The organism is Singulisphaera chitinilytica (genome assembly GCF_049331405.1).
Classification (GTDB): Bacteria; Planctomycetota; Planctomycetia; order Isosphaerales; family Isosphaeraceae; genus PoT.
Window position 1 is genome coordinate 1,750,049 of record NZ_CP186274.1, and the last position, 17,193, is coordinate 1,767,241.

A 17,193-nucleotide genomic window follows, 5' to 3' on the forward strand; every position below is an offset into this window, starting at 1 on the left:
GTCTATGCATATTTCCAGTGTCGGCCACGATAATCGATCTCGAAGTATTAGCATTTGGCCTTTATGGCCTATCTGGACACTGCTGAGATCGGGGCGTTCTCGTTTAGGTTGGCGATGTCGTCGCTTGCGGCCTGCTCAATGAACGTCGTGGTGTCGTTCCGGTAGCCAGCTCCAGTCGGAGCAAAATAGGGACTAGGACGATTGGGGTCGAGTCTCCCTGCCGCGCCCTCGATGTTGAGGAGATTGCCCGAGGTTACCGGCAGTGCGGTTTTCCCAGTTAAGTCGCGAAACTTGAACTTGACGGTGGTACCGTCAGGCAGGGGGATATCCGTACGATCCTCCATGGTATAGTAGTTCGTGTTTAGCATCCCCACGCCCGGGATCCCGTCGGGTCCGCCCGAGAGGATCAGCGGCCTGGAGTAGTAGGCCCTTCTCGGATGTAGGTTGGATGCCGAACGATCCCAGAAGAACGTCGGATTTCCCCCAGTCTCGGAGGCGGCCAGCGGCTCCAGCAATAACGGGCCGAAGTAATTCATGAACAGGGCCGCGTTCTCGCTATAAGGTGTCGACGCGTTGGCTCCCGACGGGCCGTAGTTGATCCCCATGCCGCCGGCGGCTTTGCCGAGCCACCAGGCTGGCGCCATCAGGGTATTGTTCGGGTCGAGCGGATTGATTTCTCGTGTATCGTAGACCGAGTCGTAGGGCCCGGGGGAGTTCTTGGCGGCCACGAACTCCTGGATCTTGGTCGAGTCAGGATAGCCCTTGATCGTGTCGCACTTGTAGAGGATCGGCCAGCGGAAGAACTGGAGCGGGTGCCCCCATGCGTCGACGAACTCGGGCAGGCCGTCGTTGTCCGTGTCCTGGACTTCCTTGTTCGTGAAGTCGTCCTTGTTGAGCGAGCTGCCCAGCGCCCCACCTGCCTCGACCAAGATTGCGTAGAGCATCTCGGCACGAGCGGTCTCCGGATGGAGCCTGTGGTTGGCTATGCGGGTGACGATCAGGGCCTGGTCGGCGGCCGAAAGGCCGGTGACCCCTTCGTGCCAATCGTCGGTGACGCCATCGTGGTTATTGTCGATCCCGTCGTAGCCCTGCGGCGCATATCCGAGGTTCTTGTAGATCGCCCCGGCAACCTCGAAGGCCGCCCCGTAGGCACCTGTTTGCGGTACCGCTGGGTGATTCACGAGGCCGGACACGCTGGGCAGGTCGCAGCCCAGGGGCAATTCGAAGTTGGTGCTGTTAGGCCGCCTAAGGGCATTTGCGCAGAAGGTGAAAGGGTAGCTTGCCGTTCCCCCTGGTGTCGTACCCGAGGTGATGGAAAACGAGTCGGGCAATTGCGCTTTGATGTAATCGAACATCGCGATGCTTTGCGCCCGGGCCTCGCTAAGCATGTAGTAACTTTTTGACTGGGACGGATCCCAGAATGGCCAAATCGGATAGGCCGCCGGGACGAAGATCTTCGTCGGGTCGATGTATGGCGCTTCGTTATACTGCCAGACCCCATCCGAGCCGAGGTAGATCGCGGCGAGTTGGCGGTGGTAATACGTCGGCGTAACGCGCTGGGTCATGAGGGCGTCGAGGCGGTCGGACATCGCGGCGTCGAGCTTGGTGATCAGGGACTGAGTCGCGGCCCGTTCGGCGGATCGGGAGGCACCCAGGAAGGCCTGGAGGATGAAGGCGAGCAGGATGCCAATGATGGACATCACGACAAGCAATTCAATGAGCGTGAACCCTTTGCGTCTCATTGGCTGTTCCTTTGAAGGCCCGACGTGATCCGCAGGTAGGTCTTTGAACCGTAGGTATGACGATCGAGCCAAAGCAGGGCGGCGGCAACTCGCCCGTTGCGCGGCGGCCCGTGCTCGGCGACGTATTTGGCGACGGACAAATGGAAGAAGACTAGGCCGACTGCGATGAAGCTCGACAGCACGAGGTAGTCGATGAAGCTGCCTCGCTTGCCGTCGACGAACGGGATCCGCGATTCCTTGGCCACGGATGCCTCCGCCGGAAACTTAGACGCCTCGCACCGGGTCGTGACTCCCTTCGCGAGGCGAATTTCCCCGAAGGAATCGAGGTGTTCCGAATTTGTGCGGTCACGAGCGCACCGTGGCTCAAAGAGTTACGTTAGGGTAGCTCATTTGTGACGCTTCGGCAAGTTAAGCGGACGGGCGAGAGGCGGGTTTTGAGCCCGAGGCTTTCACGCTCATGTCAGGGGGAGAAACGCCGGGCCCGGTCGGGGATGTTTCCCGACCGGGCCTTGGTTCGTTACGTCCACGAGGTGCCCACTCGGCATCTCGATCGACCCCGAGGCGAGCGGTCAGTCGAGCTTGCCGGTCGAGAAGTTGGTGAGGTTGTCGGCCTCACGCTGTCGCACTTGCATGTCGAGGGTGACGCCGGTCACATCGGAATTCGCCTCGACGGTCTGGAACGTGTTGGGGCCCACGCCGCTCATCCAGGGGACCCGGCTCCCGTTGGACTTCCCGGAGATGTACTGGCCGCCGATCCCGTACAGGCGGTCGAAGCCGGGGGAGATGATCTGGAACGAGTTCGGGTTCTGCCAGACTCGCGTCTTGCCGATCGACGTGTCGAGGTGGCCGGTCCCGAGGGTCGGGACGGGGACGTCGTTGACGTACGGATTCGGCGGCGCGGAGGCGATGACGTTGTTGGTCCCCGTGATCGCCGTGTTCGTGGCGAAGTTGTTCGTCATGAACGCGCCGATCAGGTTCGTATTATTGGCATCCGTCTCGGCCACGAACGAGCCCGCGGTCACGATATTGTAGTCATCCGGGTCGTAGCCGCTGCCCGCGTAGGCAGAGAAGTAGGCATAGAAGGGGGGCGGCAGCGTGATATCGCCCGCCGGCAGTGAGTCGACGTAACCGGGGATGCCGTGGTCATTCGCGGGATCCGCCACCAGCCTGGAGTTGTTGAATTCGAAGAGCGGCTGGGAGCGGTTCGAGGACGCATCCGAATTCTTGAATGGGTTCTGGGGCGACTTGGCGAACCCCGTCATGCCGTATCCGGCCACTCCGCCGCTGTTGGTGTGCTGGGGGATGCCGCCGAGGAAGAAGACGAGACATTGGTGCCCCGAGAGGATGTAGGACGACCCGTCGGGAGTGCCACCAGTGCCGTTGAAGTCGTAGAAGCTTCCATTCGGCGCATTCGCAGCGAAGACCGGACCCGAGGTCGAGAAGACGGCCCGGGGGAACACCTTGCGGAAGAACGCCAGCGTCCGGGTCTCGAGCCCCGTATTCGTGGAGTAGTCTCCCCGCTCATTCAGGATGATCCGGCTGGGCGGGAAGTCCCCATACTGGGACTTGAAGTCGTTCAGGGCTTGGGAGAGGGAGTTGATCTCGGCGATGGAGGCGGCTTCCTGGGCGGTGCGGCGGGCGGCGTTGATCGCCGGGAGCAAGAGGGCCGCCAGCAAGGCCAGCACGATGATGACGACCAGCAGTTCGACCAGCGTGAAACCGCGGGGGGCGGTTGGGTTCCGCCGTCTCGAACCCTTGGCGGAACTCCCGGATCTTCCGATCATTCTCGGTCTCCAGTCCGAAGATGGTGCGTGCGGAGTCGACGGTTTCTGATCACGATGCTCGCCGAGGGCCGGGCCTGAGTCTTCCCACGGCTGGCTATCAGTTCGAGCAGGCGGAAGGGAACAGTGGAAGCATGCGACGTTGACCGGATCGAGCTGCCGAGTGGGCAAGGCTGCATTCGCCCCAGGCAGCGGCCACGGCCGAGGCACCCCGATCGTTAGACGCCTCGACGACGGGCCTTGACTCCCGACGCGAGGTGGATTGTCCCGAATTTTGTCATTGGCTTTGGGGGCGTTCGCGATCGTTCCGGTGCCGTCGCGAAGACCGTGGCTCTTTGAATTACGACAGCATAACCCATTCGTGACGCCGCGTCCATTCTTGCCCAGATTGACACAGGGCCTGTTCAGCAGGACACTTCGGGCAACGAATCCGTTCCCCATAGGCTTGCCGTTGAGTGAATTCGGCCTCGGGCCGGATCTCGGGCCGCCCGGCCTCGAGGCTCCGAACATCACGCAGATCCGGGGGCAGGGTTGCCGGGGCCGGCGTCGAGCCGGTCATCTCGGGGGAGTTGGGGAGGCGGGGGCGTGATGGGCTGTCCGACCGCGTGCGTCGTCGAGCCTCGCCCGAGGGAGGTCTCGCTCGACGATCCTGTGTGCGAGAGGGAGTCGAGAGTCTCTGAATGCGCCGAGCCTTCATCCGAGGGGCTCGGCGTCCTTTTTTGCGCCGGCCCTTCGGACCTAAACCCTGGCCGGACAGACAGTTTCGATCGCTTCCTTCCTTCTCGGCAGGGGCCTCCGTTCGGAGGCGAGGCCTCGGTCGACGCGCCAGGCCTGGGGGCGTCGCGAAGGCTCGTGGTTCGCGTCGGGTTGGCCGAAGGCGGCGAAGCGTTGGAGGTGGGACCAGAAGGGGTCGGCGACGGCCCTGGCGATCGCTTCGACCCCCTTGGCCTCGAAGTAGCAGCCGATCCCCTCGCAGATCAGGTCTGCCGCTTCGTCGAGGTCGCGGCAGGCCACGATCGTGCCGTCCAGGTCGCAGAGCTCCACCAGCAAGGCCGGGCCTTCCAGCTGCATCGCCCACGCCACGAGCCATTTGGACTCGGGAGACTCGCTCACGAAAAGTTTGCCTCCGCGAATCACGACGCCCACGTTCGGTTGTCGGTCGACAATTCTGGCCCTGAGCCACTCGAGGATCATGCGCGAAGCTCCTCACCCAACTCGAATTCGACCTGGATATTCGTCCACCTGTTCAGGCGATCGGAGTATAGCTTACGTATCGGGTGTACAGGTAGAGAAATCCTCCGGAAATCCGAAACGGATCGAGCCGGAGCACATCCGGATGCCGCATCGAATTACGGAGGAATGACTTGGGGCGGACTGTCCCCGAAGGGCGACGCGCGAAGTGTCCCAGGTTCTCCGAGATCGGAGCCTGGCAGGAGGTGGCCGGAGGCATCTCGCTTGGCGCTCATACCGGCCTTTTCTCGGTGCGCAGGATTTTGCGCGAGCAACTCGTGATCCCTGGGGCGAAATTGCAGGAGTGTGCGGATCACATCGGCGAGCATGGATTCGTGAAGCATGCACGCCTGGAGATCGCTTTATTGATCGTCGGCAAGCGGATTCGAGCTTATGAAGCTGCTCGCATGGCCTGATCCGGCGGGTTGGTCGGTCGGGAGTTCGGCCGGGGGTTGGCGTGGGGGTGGGGCGATGGGCGGGTCGGTCGGGTCAGTCGTTCGAGTTGCTCGTGCGGATGGCGGAGCAAGTGGGGCAGATCCGGTAGACGATCTGGAGGTTGGCGCAGTGGGGCCCCCATAGGTTGCGGGCCTCGGCGCGGGCTTCGCGGAAGATGGCGAATGTCCGCAGCGACGAGGCCTCGTGGTGGCTCGGGCATTCGGGGTCGGGGCAGTCCTCGGCCGGAGGGGCCTGGTCGAAGGGGTGGGCGAAGTCGTCGCCCGCGTAAGCCTCGGCGATGTCTTGCCCGAAGATGTCCTGCGCTTCCTGGCGCTCGATGGGTCGGGTCGGTGCGGCGTGCTCGCCGGCCGAGAGGGCATCGAGGCCGAAGACGCCGGCGTAGAAGAAGGCGTGCTCGGGGTCGCTCGGGTCGAACTCCCATTCCGCCAGCGTCAGGGGGGCGGCGAGGATGTGCCCGGGGTAGCCCTCATAGGGGAAGTCCTCCCAGGCTTTCGACTCGGCCTGGTGGAGGATCTTGACCTCGCGGTCGGAGACGACCCGATAGCCGAGGTCGCAGGCCCCGTAGCGGATCGCGCAGAGGAGAGGGAGCCAGCGGACGCCCGGGATCGAGACGCCGACCGCCGGGTCGTCGGTGTTCAGGCGGAGGAGCAGGTGGACCGGCGGCTGATCCGGGGCCGCCGACAGGCCCTCGTAGTCGGCCGATCCGCCGAACGTGTGGCCGAAGAGGGAGTCGTGCCCACGCTTGTCGCGCCTGCCTCGAAATACCCGCATGCTGGCCTGGTGGAAGAATTCCAGGTACATCGCGATCTCCCGTAGGGCAGGAAATGCCGCGGCTTCGACCAAGCGATCTAGCCTAACTCAAAAGTGGGGCGTCGTCAGCCTCGCATCGAGCGGTGTGCCCGAGATCGCTATACAGCCGGGCTCGCTCCCATCCAGGGACCGGGCGAGTGCGAGGCGACCGCCCGGCGCCGCGGTCGAGAGGGCCCGCCCGGGGCGACGAGATGAGGGTCAGTCCGCGCGGTTCGAGTCGGCCGGGATGCCCTCGCTTCGCCATTCGACGATGAACGAGCCGGGCTCCCCCGCCTCGATCCGACGGAGCCGGATGGGGAGCGAGAAGGCGTCGTCGATGGTCAGGCGATAGGGCTCATCCAGGCGCAGCAGTTGGAAGCCCTCGACGTCGTCCGTGGCCTCGACGCGGAGCGTGCCGGCGTAGGAGCGGGAGTCGGGCGAGGTTGAGGCCGTCGTGGTCACGGTCGCTATCGGCGTCGGAGGCAGGCTGACGGGTTGGTCGTACTCCGTCCAGGCCTCCATGTCGACGTAGATGCCGGACCCTCTCGCGAGGACCTCACCCGCGAACGTCGAGATCCGTCCCGAATACGGCTTGAGGGGCACTGCGCAGGCCTCCACCTCGGGGGATGCCCGCGGCGTCTCGAAGTCGCGGCGACGTTCATCCGGCCGAGGTCACGGCAGGGTTGGGGGGGGGAATCGGCGCGCCGCGAAGGTGTCTCGGGGATTCGCTCGATCCGTCGTTACCGACGCGGTTCGAGGTCCCGGTCCCGTGGCGGCGTCGCGCACGCCCGCATTTTGCCAGGAGGCCGTCTTCGCGTAAACTCCAAGCGGAAGGAGATGCTGCCGGGCCGGCCCTCGAAACCATCCGCTCGATGCGCCGCCACGATCGCCATCGGGACGTCCGAGGGGGCCAGGCCCATAAGATTTGGTGGCGGGCCGCGAAGGACTACCCGAGACACCCCGATCGGCGCAAAGGGCGATTGGGCGTCGGCGGAATGGAGGTTTCACCGATGGGGAATACGGGGTCTGACCATGGATGACCAGACGAGCAGGCGGATCGGAATGATCATCCTGTATGGATACATGACGATCTGGTTTGGGCTCGGCATGCAGGGCTCATCATCGGTCCGAGGGGCGACCTGGCGGCGACGAGACGTAACCAGGCCCCCGGGGTCATCCTGACCAACGCCTCGTTCGTCATCGTCATGGTGACGACGAGTTGGCTGGTGTCCGGCTCCTGGAAGGCTATGCAGGTCCTGTGTCTTATGGTTCTTCCGGTCTCTCTCATTTCTTACGTGAATATCAAGTACGTCAAGCTGTGTATTGTGTGCGGGCACTTCTCGTACGATAACGCCTGGACCGGTTGCATGACGAGCTGTCGTAAATGCGGCGCCAAGTTGGACGTCGACAAGCCCGATCGAGGCGATTCATCGCTCGAGTGACTCGAGGCCGAGGTCTTCGTGGACTTACGACTGATTCAGGCGGATTCGGGATATCAGGGCCGTTTGGATCGGTCGAGAAAGGCTTCCGGGTCAGGTGTGATTGAGCGTCATATAAATAAAATTTTTAGATTTCTTATTTATAGACGCGGTTGACGTAAATCTCGGCGCCGGGGAGGGAGCAATGCAGACGCAGGATCGCCTCGTCGCCGAGCCTCGCGGCATTGCCTTCGGGCATGGGAAGTTCGGCTTGGTCCTGGCATGGGGTGCATGATGCGGAATGCTGCAATGCGACCATCGCGCCGATGGTCGCCTCGTCGGCTCAGGCTCAGCGTCCGAGGCCTCATGCTCTTCGCCTGCATGGTCGGCGGGGGCGTCGGCTGGATCGGGCATCGGGGCTACGTGCGGCGACACGCCGCCGAAGCGGTCGTCCGACGCGGGGGTCAGGTCTTATATGATCATCCTGACGCATGGTCACGGAATCCTCGCCGCCGATTCCCGGGTTCCGCGTTGTTCCGGAGCTTCTACGACGGCCGCTCCGAGAGCGTCTCCGGCATCTGGTTTCCCAGGGACATGAGAGTGGATCGGCGTGCGCGCCTCGAGGCCCTCACGAACCTCACTCGGCTGCGGGTGCTGCATGCGCCGGGGGTCGAGTTGACGGACGGCGAGCTGATCGCCATCTCCGACCTGGGACGTCTCAGCGACCTCGACCTCGAAGGGACCGGGATCGACGATTCAGGCCTCGCTCGCCTGGCCGGCCTCGTCCAGCTTCGCAGCTTGAACCTGGCGGGGGCGGACGTCACCGACGCCGGGCTCGTCCATCTCGGCCGGCTCAAACGGCTCGCCGTGCTGGATCTCTCGGGGACGCATGTGACCGACGCTGGGCTGATCATCCTTGCCAGGCTGCCCTGCCTGAGGTCGTTGACCCTGCATTCGACCGACGTTTCCTTCGAGGGCTTGCGATCGCTCGGCCGATTCCCGAGCCTGCGCTCCTTGGAAATCCATTCCGGGAATCTCGGGGAGGAGGAGGTCGCCAGGCTCAGGATGGCCTTCCCGTCGCTCGAGATCAACGCGAGTCCTCTGTTCTAAAAAGCTCTGACAAAACCTCTGATTGGCATCGGATTAACGCCGTGGCTCTGGACAACGCCAGCCGGCTCGCCTAATCTTGGCTCATCCTCGGACTGTCGTCAGACCTCAGAGAGACTACCATGATCCGGCTCATGCGACGCGCGGTATGGATGCTGGCGATTCTGGTTTCGCCCTCACTCTGCGCGGCGGTGGATGATCGGCCGGAAGAGACGTTGGCTTCGCTCAAGAAGGATCTGGTTGCGGCGTCGGAAGAGCTGGAGAGTCGGCGAAAGCCGGGGACGAACGAGGCCGAGCAGAAAAAGGCCCTCGATCGCTTCTACGAGACGGCCGCCGACCTCGGTCGCCGCGCCATGGTCATCGTCAAGAGACGTCCTGATGCGCCCGACGCCGTCGAGGCCTTGATATGGGCCCGTAAGGTGGGGGCGGAGGGCAATGCAGAGTTCGCTGGCGTTGTTTATGACTTTGTGGCCGAGAATTATCTCGACTCCGAGGCGATCCCGCCATTCTTCCGCCTCGCCTGGGTCGATGCCGTCAAGAGCCCCCAGGTCGAGACTTGTCTCCGCGCCGCGGTCGAGCGAAGCAAGAACGCCAAGGTGCGTGCTCTTTGCTGCTTCAGTCTGGGTCGGTGCTATCAGGAGCTTGCCTCGACCGCGCGAGATCTCAACGATCCCGTCCGTCGCGTGATCCGCGAAGGGATTCTCGACCGCTTCGGGATGGTCGTGATCCGGCGACTCCGCTCCCTCAATCCCGAGAAGCTCACTCGCGAGGCCGAGGCGTGTTTCGATCGCACGATCAAGGAGTTCGGCGATCAGCGACCCTTGGGCTCGTTCTTCCCGCCGCTGGGAGAGCAGGCCGAGGGGATGCTTTTCCTGCTGCATCACCTCGGCATCGGCTGCACCGCGCCCGAGATCGAGGGGGAGGACATCGACGGCAAGCCGATGAAACTCTCCGACTACCGGGGCAAAGTCGTCATGGTCTCGTTCTGGGCGACCTGGTGCATTCCGTGCATGGAACAAGTGCCTCACGAGAAAGCCCTGGTCGAGAGGATGAAGGGCCGGCCGTTTGTCCTGATCGGCGTCAACGGCGACAACGACCGCGAGCAAGCGAAAACGTTCTCCGTCAGGGAGGGTGTCAACTGGCGATCCTTCTGGCCCGGCGGCTCGAAGCAAGGAATACCCCTGGAGTGGGGCATCAGCCTCTGGCCAACCTTCTACGTGATCGACGCCAACGGGGTGATTCGCGACGACGGCCTTGTTTACTTCGATGAAATCTATGGGCGTAAGACACCCGACAAGATGATCGAGGGCCTGGTTGCGGAAGTGGAAAAGGCAGCGAAGCGGTAAAAGCTTGGCTTCCGGGTGAACCGAATTCACGCCGTTCGGGCTCGAGAGGGGAACCGTGGACGCAGCGAGTTTTCATTCTTGGAAACTGGAGCGCCTAGCGTTCTGATTGCTTACAGGCAATGATAGAATCATAATTTTTATATGAAATCTTGGTAGAGCATACGGAAGCAAATCACACCGGCTGCCAGCGTCGTCCAGGCATCGATGATGACGCCGAGCCGATCGAATGAATCGAAATCAGACGCGAGGTAGGCGTTGCGATGAAACAGCAAGCTCTCGATCGACTCGACACGTTCGTGACGACGGCGTTCGTCCTGACGTGGATCGCCCTGATGATTGGTACGGTCGTCGCCAATAGGACGATGGGCGTGGAGGCGAAGCGAAGGTGGTTCCCCCGGTATGTCATCCTGGGGAGTGTGCTGTTCGTCTTTTTCGCCACGACCTTGTCCGTGATCAATCGGCCATCCTGGTCGACCCTGAGCATCTTGCTCTTCCTGGTCCCGGCCTGCAGCCTGATCGCCTACCTGAACCTCAAATTGACGAGATTCTGCGAGGGATGTGGGGCAACGGTTTTCAATCAGAACGGATTCGTGCCGCTGAATTTCTGCCCGAAGTGCGGGGCCAAGCTCGTCGGCCCCAAGGTCCTTGAGGGAGACAACTCGCTCGAATGAGGACCCGGGCGCGCCCCACACGGGTGCGCATCGACCCCGCCGAGGCTCCTCGAGAATCGCGACGATCCGCATTGACGGATCCGGCCGGATCGCTAGATTTGCCCTACCAAATTTGGGGGACCAAATCTGGCGAGGCCGAACACGACGGATGCCGCAAGGACGCGACGCACGACGAGCCGACAGGAGGTCGACGATGGAGAAGCCGCCGGCGAGGGACCTCACCGAGCGAGAGCTCGAGGTCATGCACCAGTTCTGGACGCACGGGCCGGCGACCGCCGCCGAGGCCCGCGACAGGCTCGCGGCGGCGGGGGTCGACCTCGCCTACGTGACGATCGCCAACGTCGCCAGGGGACTGCTGGAGAAGGGGTTCCTGCGGCAGACGAACGCCGAACGCCCCTTCGTCTACGAGGCCGTCCGCACCTTCGAGGACGTCTCCGGCCGGCTCCTGGGCGACCTCATCAGGCGCGTCTTCCGGGGCTCGCGGTCGGAGCTGCTCTGCCGGCTCGCCGATCAGCGCAGGCTCTCGGACGAGGAGCGGGCGGTGCTCGAGCACATCCTCCAGGAGGCCGGGGCATGAACGACCTCGGACTCGCCCTGGCCTGGCTCGCCTTCCGGGTCGCCTGCCTGCTTGCGCCCGCCCTCTTGCTGCAAGGCCTGGCCTCGCGTCGAGGGCCCGCCTGCGGCGCCAGGGTCGCGACCTGGAGCCTGACATTGGCGGCGGGCCTCGGCGTCGTCGCCTGCTTCGGGGGGCTCGACCCGGGCCGATGGACGACGCGTCGGGAGCCCCGACGGGCCCCGGTCGTCGCGACGAATCAGCGAGCCGTCAAGACTGTCGATTCGGGACGTGCTCACGAAACAAAGGGTTGGTCGATGGCCCTCGGGTTGCCGAAGGCCTGGGAGCGGATCGGCCGCGCGAGGGCGCCGGTGGTGATTGCCGGGCGCTGGGGCAGGGGGCTCGCCCTCGCGGCGCTCGCCTGCATCGGGCTCGGGCTCTCGCGGCTCGCGCTCGGTCTCTGGGCGATCCGGGTCTGCCGGATCCGCGGGGGAGGCGTCGACGACCCGGCCCTGCTGCGACTCGTCGAGGAGCTTCGCGGTGCGATGGGATGCCGACGCCCCGTGCGGGTGCTCGAGGTCCCGGACCTCGCGACGCCGGCGACCGCGGGATGGCTCCGGCCGTTGCTGCTGCTGCCGCCGGGCTGGAGGGGCTGGGCACCCTCGGAGCGGCGGGCGGTGGTCGCGCATGAATTAGCTCATGTGATCAGGAATGACTATGCGGCGGGCCTGATGGCGAAATTCGCCGTGGCCCTGAACTGCCAGCACCCGCTGGTCCGCCGGATGGCGGCCCGGCTGCACATGGAGCAGGAGTTGGCGGCCGACGCCCTCGGGGCGCGGTTCGCCGGCGGGCGTGCGAGCTACCTGCTCGCCCTCTCGAGGCTCGCCCTCGAGCAGGACGCACGCCCGACGATCTGGCCGGCGAGGGCATTCCTCCCGGCGCGAGGCACACTGATCAGGAGGATCGCGATGCTGAAGGACACGACCGTGACGGACGGGATCGCGCGGGACTGGTCGAGGGCGAGGCGTTACGCGGCGGCCCTGGGCCTGCTCGCCCTCGCGGCCTGCCTGGCCTGCTGGAAGGCCCCCGCGAGGGCCGCGGACACCGCGACCGGCTCCGCCCCCGCGAAGTCGCTGCTCCAGCCGCTTGAATTGCGGTTCCTCCCCCCCAAATCCACGGGCGTCGTCGCCGTCCGCCCCGCCGCCCTCGCGGGTCGCAAGGGGATGGAGACGCTGACCTCCATGCTCATCGCTCTCAACGCTAACGATTTGGATCATCTCATCAAGGAATTGAAGATCGACACGGCGAATCCCGGCTATGTCGAGATCCGCTGCGAGGATATCGAGTCGGTCGTCGCGGCCTTCGATATCGGTGTCGCGGCCGGAGGCCAGAAGCGGCCCGACGGCCAGAAGCTGCACACGATGATCTTCGGCGGCGTGACCGTGCGGGCGGTCAAGCCGTTCGACTGGCCCGACTTCTTCGCCCAGCGCAACCTCGACCTCGACGAGATCAAGGTCCCCGGCGGCTCATATTACAAGATCCGGGATCCGAAGAAGTCCGAGTTGTTCATGGGTTGTTGCCTCTACCTGCCCGACGATCGCACTCTCGTCTTCGAGGACGAGGAGACCATCCGCGGCTGGGTCGGTCGCGACGACTTGCCCGTTCCCGACTATGTGCGCGGCGACGATTGGAAGCGGGCCTCTCGCGGCGTGTTCGCCGTCGCGCTGGACAACCGCGAAGATTCGCTGGCGAAGGACTTCGACCTCGGCCGACCCGACGATGCGATGGTCCTCCCGATGTTCCGCGGGGTCGACCGCTGGGTCCTGAGCGTCCCCGCGACCGACGACATCTCGCCGCACGCCGAGGCCGTCGTCCGCGACGCCCGCTCGGCGGTCCTCCTCGTCCGCGAGGTCGAGCACCTCGTCAAGATCGGTCGCACGGCGCTGGCCCTGACCACCCCCCTCATCGGCGAGCGGGCCCGGGCCAGCCGCTTCGCCGATCGCATCCTGGAGAACCTGAAGATCGTCCGGGCCAACCGCACGATCCTCCTCGACTCCCCCCAGTCGGGCACCTTCGCCGAGGTCGGCGCCATGCTCTCCCACGTCGTCGCCGACGCCACCGCCAGGGCCAAGGCCCAGACCGCCTCCGCCTCCCCCAAGGCCGAGCGGCGATAACTCGCTTGAGGGCCTGGATTCGGCCCGCCGCGTCAACCTCCCCCCCATCATTCGCGGGTGAGTCGGCTCCTCGGGGAGCAGGAGCCGACGCCCAATCGTCCTGCCGGCTCGATTCGCCGTGGACCTGGGATAGGAGGAGTAGCAAGGCTATGAATACGCGTGGTTGGGAAAGGGTGACGCAGTGCTGGTCGGGTCGGATACGAATCGCGGCGTCGGGATTCATGGCACTCGCCATGATCTCGATCGGCGGTTCAGCCCCGGTGAGGGCGGCCGATCCGACGGCCCAAAGCATAACGCCGAAGGCAGATGCAGAGATAAAGCCCTTCGAATTGCGCTATCTTCCTCGCGTGTCCGCGGGAATGATTGCCGCTCGCCCGGCGGCGATCGTCAAGCGCATGGGGAAGGACGCGATCACGCCGGTGCTTCGCGCCTACGCTTTCATGGACGTACGATTCATAAACATCACGGATTGGCTCCGAGGCGAGCCGCCCCGGTCGGGCTTCGTGACGCTCCGCTGCGAGGACATCGAGTCGGTCGTCGCGGGGTTCTGGTTGGGTGAAACCAAGTCGAAGAGCCCCGAAGGCGGAACATTCTACAAGTATAAAATCTGTGGCATGACCGTACGAGCTGTCGGGCCGTTCAACTGGCGGAACCTCTTCTCGCAATGGAACCTCGACCTCGTCGAGATCAAAGGGCTTCGAGGCTCTTATTACAAGTTGAAGGATCCGAAAAAGGCGGAATTCTTCAAGCTCTGGGCCATTTTTCTGCCGGACGACCGGACCCTGGTCTTCGACCTCGAGGAAACCATCAAAGGGTGGGTCGCCGGCGACCCCCAGACGGCTCCCGACTATCTCATGGTTGCCGACTGGCAGCGAGCCAGCCGGAGCGTGCTGGCCCTCGCGATCGATAATCGCGACGCCGGCATCTCAAGGTGGATCGCCCTGGCCCTATTCGATGATGCCTCCATGATACCTCTCCTTCGCGGGGTCGATCGCTGGATCATCTCGCTCGACGACACCGACGACCTGACGCTCCGGGCCGACGCTTCCGCTCACGACCCTCAGTCCTCGGCAGCCTTGATGAATCAAGCCAGGGGCCTCGCCAAACGCGGGCGGGCCGCCCTGGCCAACTCCGCGCAGCAGCCAGGGGGCGTGGGCAGGATGAGCCGCCTCGCCAGTGACTGTCTCGAGAATTTCTCGATCAGCCAGTCTGACCATTCTTTGACTTTCAAATCGAAGGGCTTCGGCACCTTCGCCGATCTCGCCTCGATCCTCCTCGCGTTGTTCGCCAAGGACGACGGCATCCCCAGGCAGGCTTCCTCGAGCAAGCCCGAGCGTCGACCTGGGGATTGATCCGTGGTCCATTATGTGCAACGCCAATGACGCGAGTCATGGGCGAATCGCTCGATGATGATTCTGACAGGCCTTCTTATGATGACGTCTCGAAAGCGAGAGTATCGAGAGAGGGTGCGAGTTGCACGAGCCACTGGCACGGCGTCGGGAACGGATGCGAGGATGTCATGGGGATTGGCCCCGCTCGGGGTGTCTGGCCGGCTTGGTAGACGCCAACGTCCAGGCCGGGCCGGTCCTCGTCGCCCCCTCGATCGTTAGGCGTAGGGACTCTCCGCGTGGGCATTGCCGAACATGATCCACGTCGCTGGGATCGGCCGGGTTCGTGGGCCGTCGAGTCGCGGGATGCCGCTCTCGCGAGGCTCCCCGAGTTCGGGCGTCGTTTCTTCCAGGCGGTCATCGCCGAATTCGAAGAGGCGGTCGGAGCCCACTTTCTGCGGTGGTCAGAGCAGCCGGGCGATGTTTACGCCCTATTCGAACTGCCGGGAGGAGGCGCCGGGGTCCAGATCGATCCCGATCTGGGATACATCATCGTGTATGGGCCGACGGGCAAGCGGAGTACGGGGACTGGGGCGCCGATCAGGTGCCGCCTGCGGTCGCTCATCTCCGCCGTCTTATAAGCCGTGGTCGCGCCGGCCCAGGAGGTGGCTAGAAGGCCGAATGAGCCGATCACCATGCAGCGCGAATGAAGCAAAGCCCCGGAAAGTGCGGTAAAAGTTTTCAGTAAGTGGTGATATAATGATGATATAAGAATGGATGCCTTGCAGGACTGCCTCGATGTCGAGAATATCTCGGATGCAGACGACCGCGGATTGGCCGGGCTTTCTTGCGGTTGGCCTCTTGTCGCTGCGCGACCCCGATTGTTCCAATCGCGGCTACCCAAATTCGATCACCAGGTGGGGTCTGAGGAGTGCTTTTCGCGATTTCCGGGGCCCGCGCAGGGGCTCAGGAGAGCTGAAATCGACCTCGGCCGGTCGATGGCTAGATTTCGTCGAAGCGCTCCTTTTTCGCTTCGACCTCATCCATGTCGATGTCGATCGATCCATCGTGATTCACCAGGAACCACGCACGTTGAGCCCCGCCTTTGCCCGGCTCGATCACCGACCTGAAAGTCACATAGTATACGTAGTGTAGGCTATTCGGCATGGACCACTTAGACAATTTGGAAAAGGACCATTGATGCAGCGGAAATGTCCGCAATTTATGCTTGATCGAAATGTCTTCGAAATCTTGATCCTTCAGTAGTTGCTTGATCAGGTTCGCATCCCGTTTATAACGCATAAAAGTTGTCATGAATATTATGGTTACTGATGATGCGGCGACGAAGAAAAGGCACACATATTTTATGAACCATTCTGTAGTCGGCATCGCGCGCCCCTCGTATGCATTGTCCGGGGCGAGATCGGCGGGAGGAAATCTGGCGTGAGCTGCCTGGAATGTTCGACCGCCGATCCCGACCAGATTCTTTATATTCCACCCAGGATTACATCCGCAAGCCGATCCGCTTTGACGGGCCTCAGAGCGTCAAGCCTATGAGTCGAGGGCCTTCCGGGCGGGACGATTATTGATTGCCTCGGTGAGGCTGGGGGGCGTCGCGCTCGATGAGCAGGCGGGCCTGCATCATCGCGGAGAGGAGGAGGCGGGCGATGTCGTCGCGGCGCTCGGCGTACTTGGCGGCTTCGAAGGGGCTGCCGTCGTAGAGCTTGGGGTCGAGGTAGGGCATCGAGATCCGTTTCGAGGCCCCCTTGACGATCGGGCAGCCGGCGTCGGCCTCGCTGCAGACCATCAGGGCGGCGAAGCCTTTCTGCGGGTTGGCGGGGTCGGCGTAGTGCTTCGAAAACTCGATGGCCTCCATCGGCGACTCGGCCGAGGGGGTTCCCCAGCGGACGCGGTGGCGAGGATTCGCGGTGTGGGGCTCGCCGCGAGGGGCCTCGTCGCCGGTCGGCTCGATCTCGACGCCGATCGAACGAAGGGCCTCGATGGTCCGGGGGTTGAAGGCCGTCGGCGCGGTGCCGCCGCTGTGGAAGCGGACCTCGGGAAGGCCGTAGTAGGCGGCGGCGACGTTGCCCATCGTCGAGCCGAGGATGCTACGCCGGGAGTTGCCCGTGCAGACGACCGTGATGTCCAGGGCCTGGCCGGGGCGGTAGGAGCGGGCGATCCAGGCGGCGAGGTCGCCCCCCGCCTCGCGGTGGGCCTCGCCGATCATGTCGTACGACGTCGTCAGCGCGTCGAGGTGGCGTCGGATCGACGGATGAAGATGGCGGCGACTCTCGGGCTCGGCGGACTTCAACGCGCCGGCGATCTCGCCGGGGGAGAGCCGGCGGTCGCCTCCCGCCAGGGATTGGAACACGTCATCGCTCATGAGGCCTCCCAGTTCGTCGAGGGTGATGACTCCGTCCTTGCCCAGGGCTTTGAAGAGCGTGGCCTTGAGCCGGAGGTCATTCGCCGGCGTGGCGGCCGAGGCCTTGCCGTGGGCTTGCAGGCACCAGAGCGCCCGAACGAAGGGCCCGGCGTCGTCGGTCGGGGCGGGCGCCGCGGCCAGGATGCAGGCGGCGATCCAGGGGATTGGCATCTGTC

16 protein-coding genes are annotated in these 17,193 nt (G+C 64.0%); 8 read left to right on the plus strand and 8 right to left on the minus strand.

Annotation, left to right across the window (positions count from 1 at the left end; all coding sequences use genetic code 11):
* Window positions 1–68: 68 nt before the first annotated feature.
* From ACOYYX_RS06975 to ACOYYX_RS06990, 4 genes are all read right to left on the minus strand, one after another.
* A complete protein-coding gene (locus tag ACOYYX_RS06975; RefSeq protein ID WP_422929208.1) occupies window positions 69–1,742 on the minus strand; it encodes a type II secretion system protein in 1,674 nt (557 codons plus the stop codon).
* Window positions 1,739–1,987, minus strand: a complete 249-nt coding sequence (locus ACOYYX_RS06980; RefSeq protein WP_422929209.1) for a hypothetical protein — start codon at window positions 1,985–1,987, stop codon at window positions 1,739–1,741. Before ACOYYX_RS06980 ends, ACOYYX_RS06975 begins: the two co-directional genes overlap by 4 nt.
* A gap of 324 nt (window positions 1,988–2,311) precedes the next feature.
* A complete protein-coding gene (locus tag ACOYYX_RS06985; RefSeq protein ID WP_422929210.1) occupies window positions 2,312–3,526 on the minus strand; it encodes a prepilin-type N-terminal cleavage/methylation domain-containing protein in 1,215 nt (404 codons plus the stop codon).
* 735 nt (window positions 3,527–4,261) lie between these two features.
* Window positions 4,262–4,717, minus strand: coding sequence for a hypothetical protein (locus ACOYYX_RS06990; RefSeq protein WP_422929211.1), 456 nt, complete (start codon window positions 4,715–4,717; stop codon window positions 4,262–4,264).
* Between the two features lie 242 nt (window positions 4,718–4,959).
* Between ACOYYX_RS06990 and ACOYYX_RS06995 the strand changes: the two genes are divergently transcribed.
* Window positions 4,960–5,169: a hypothetical protein gene (locus ACOYYX_RS06995; RefSeq protein ID WP_422929212.1), complete on the plus strand. Its 210-nt coding sequence runs from the start codon at window positions 4,960–4,962 to the stop codon at window positions 5,167–5,169.
* Window positions 5,170–5,242: 73 nt separating this feature from the next.
* Here ACOYYX_RS06995 and ACOYYX_RS07000 read toward each other — a convergent pair whose 3' ends face one another.
* Window positions 5,243–6,010 carry a hypothetical protein gene (locus tag ACOYYX_RS07000; protein ID WP_422929213.1) on the minus strand — a complete coding sequence of 256 codons (768 nt, stop codon included), beginning with the start codon at window positions 6,008–6,010 and terminating at the stop codon, window positions 5,243–5,245.
* A gap of 207 nt (window positions 6,011–6,217) precedes the next feature.
* On the minus strand, window positions 6,218–6,601 hold the full coding sequence (locus tag ACOYYX_RS07005; protein WP_422929214.1) for a hypothetical protein: 384 nt from the start codon (window positions 6,599–6,601) through the stop codon (window positions 6,218–6,220).
* A gap of 1,124 nt (window positions 6,602–7,725) precedes the next feature.
* Here ACOYYX_RS07005 and ACOYYX_RS07010 point away from each other — a divergent pair.
* The 7 genes from ACOYYX_RS07010 (at window position 7,726) to ACOYYX_RS07040 (ending at window position 15,236) form a co-directional block, all read left to right on the plus strand.
* Window positions 7,726–8,526, plus strand: coding sequence for a hypothetical protein (locus tag ACOYYX_RS07010; protein WP_422929215.1), 801 nt, complete (start codon window positions 7,726–7,728; stop codon window positions 8,524–8,526).
* Between the two features lie 131 nt (window positions 8,527–8,657).
* Window positions 8,658–9,869, plus strand: coding sequence for a TlpA family protein disulfide reductase (locus ACOYYX_RS07015; RefSeq protein ID WP_422929216.1), 1,212 nt, complete (start codon window positions 8,658–8,660; stop codon window positions 9,867–9,869).
* A 260-nt stretch (window positions 9,870–10,129) separates the two neighbouring features.
* Entirely contained in the window at window positions 10,130–10,540 is a 411-nt protein-coding gene (locus tag ACOYYX_RS07020; RefSeq protein WP_422929217.1) for a hypothetical protein, read from the plus strand.
* Window positions 10,541–10,733: 193 nt separating this feature from the next.
* A complete protein-coding gene (locus tag ACOYYX_RS07025) occupies window positions 10,734–11,117 on the plus strand; it encodes a BlaI/MecI/CopY family transcriptional regulator (RefSeq protein WP_422929218.1) in 384 nt (127 codons plus the stop codon).
* The gene (locus ACOYYX_RS07030) at window positions 11,114–13,267 is read left to right on the plus strand and encodes a M56 family metallopeptidase (RefSeq protein WP_422929219.1); all 2,154 of its coding nucleotides are present in this window, start codon (window positions 11,114–11,116) and stop codon (window positions 13,265–13,267) included. Before ACOYYX_RS07025 ends, ACOYYX_RS07030 begins: the two co-directional genes overlap by 4 nt.
* Window positions 13,268–13,626: 359 nt before the next feature.
* Window positions 13,627–14,619, plus strand: a complete 993-nt coding sequence (locus ACOYYX_RS07035; protein WP_422929220.1) for a hypothetical protein — start codon at window positions 13,627–13,629, stop codon at window positions 14,617–14,619.
* Window positions 14,620–14,894: 275 nt separating this feature from the next.
* Window positions 14,895–15,236: a hypothetical protein gene (locus tag ACOYYX_RS07040; protein ID WP_422929221.1), complete on the plus strand. Its 342-nt coding sequence runs from the start codon at window positions 14,895–14,897 to the stop codon at window positions 15,234–15,236.
* Window positions 15,237–15,597: 361 nt separating this feature from the next.
* Here ACOYYX_RS07040 and ACOYYX_RS07045 read toward each other — a convergent pair whose 3' ends face one another.
* Together ACOYYX_RS07045 and ACOYYX_RS07050 are read right to left on the minus strand one after the other, a co-directional pair.
* Complete coding sequence (locus ACOYYX_RS07045; RefSeq protein WP_422929222.1) at window positions 15,598–15,984, minus strand: hypothetical protein; 387 nt, start codon at window positions 15,982–15,984, stop codon at window positions 15,598–15,600.
* Window positions 15,985–16,177: 193 nt separating this feature from the next.
* Complete coding sequence (locus tag ACOYYX_RS07050; protein WP_422929223.1) at window positions 16,178–17,188, minus strand: hypothetical protein; 1,011 nt, start codon at window positions 17,186–17,188, stop codon at window positions 16,178–16,180.
* Window positions 17,189–17,193: the final 5 nt, after the last annotated feature.

Bases quoted from the DNA above. Each gene is read 5' to 3' on its own strand.
- ACOYYX_RS06975 (WP_422929208.1), bottom strand. From the start codon at position 1,742: ATGAGACGCAAAGGGTTCACGCTCATTGAATTGCTTGTCGTGATGTCC.
- ACOYYX_RS06985 (WP_422929210.1), bottom strand. From the start codon at position 3,526: ATGATCGGAAGATCCGGGAGTTCCGCCAAGGGTTCGAGACGGCGGAAC.
- ACOYYX_RS06990 (WP_422929211.1), bottom strand. From the start codon at position 4,717: ATGATCCTCGAGTGGCTCAGGGCCAGAATTGTCGACCGACAACCGAAC.
- ACOYYX_RS07000 (WP_422929213.1), bottom strand. From the start codon at position 6,010: ATGTACCTGGAATTCTTCCACCAGGCCAGCATGCGGGTATTTCGAGGC.
- ACOYYX_RS07010 (WP_422929215.1), top strand. From the start codon at position 7,726: ATGCGACCATCGCGCCGATGGTCGCCTCGTCGGCTCAGGCTCAGCGTC.
- ACOYYX_RS07015 (WP_422929216.1), top strand. From the start codon at position 8,658: ATGCGACGCGCGGTATGGATGCTGGCGATTCTGGTTTCGCCCTCACTC.
- ACOYYX_RS07020 (WP_422929217.1), top strand. From the start codon at position 10,130: ATGAAACAGCAAGCTCTCGATCGACTCGACACGTTCGTGACGACGGCG.
- ACOYYX_RS07025 (WP_422929218.1), top strand. From the start codon at position 10,734: ATGGAGAAGCCGCCGGCGAGGGACCTCACCGAGCGAGAGCTCGAGGTC.
- ACOYYX_RS07030 (WP_422929219.1), top strand. From the start codon at position 11,114: ATGAACGACCTCGGACTCGCCCTGGCCTGGCTCGCCTTCCGGGTCGCC.
- ACOYYX_RS07035 (WP_422929220.1), top strand. From the start codon at position 13,627: ATGATTGCCGCTCGCCCGGCGGCGATCGTCAAGCGCATGGGGAAGGAC.
- ACOYYX_RS07045 (WP_422929222.1), bottom strand. From the start codon at position 15,984: ATGCCGACTACAGAATGGTTCATAAAATATGTGTGCCTTTTCTTCGTC.
- ACOYYX_RS07050 (WP_422929223.1), bottom strand. From the start codon at position 17,188: ATGCCAATCCCCTGGATCGCCGCCTGCATCCTGGCCGCGGCGCCCGCC.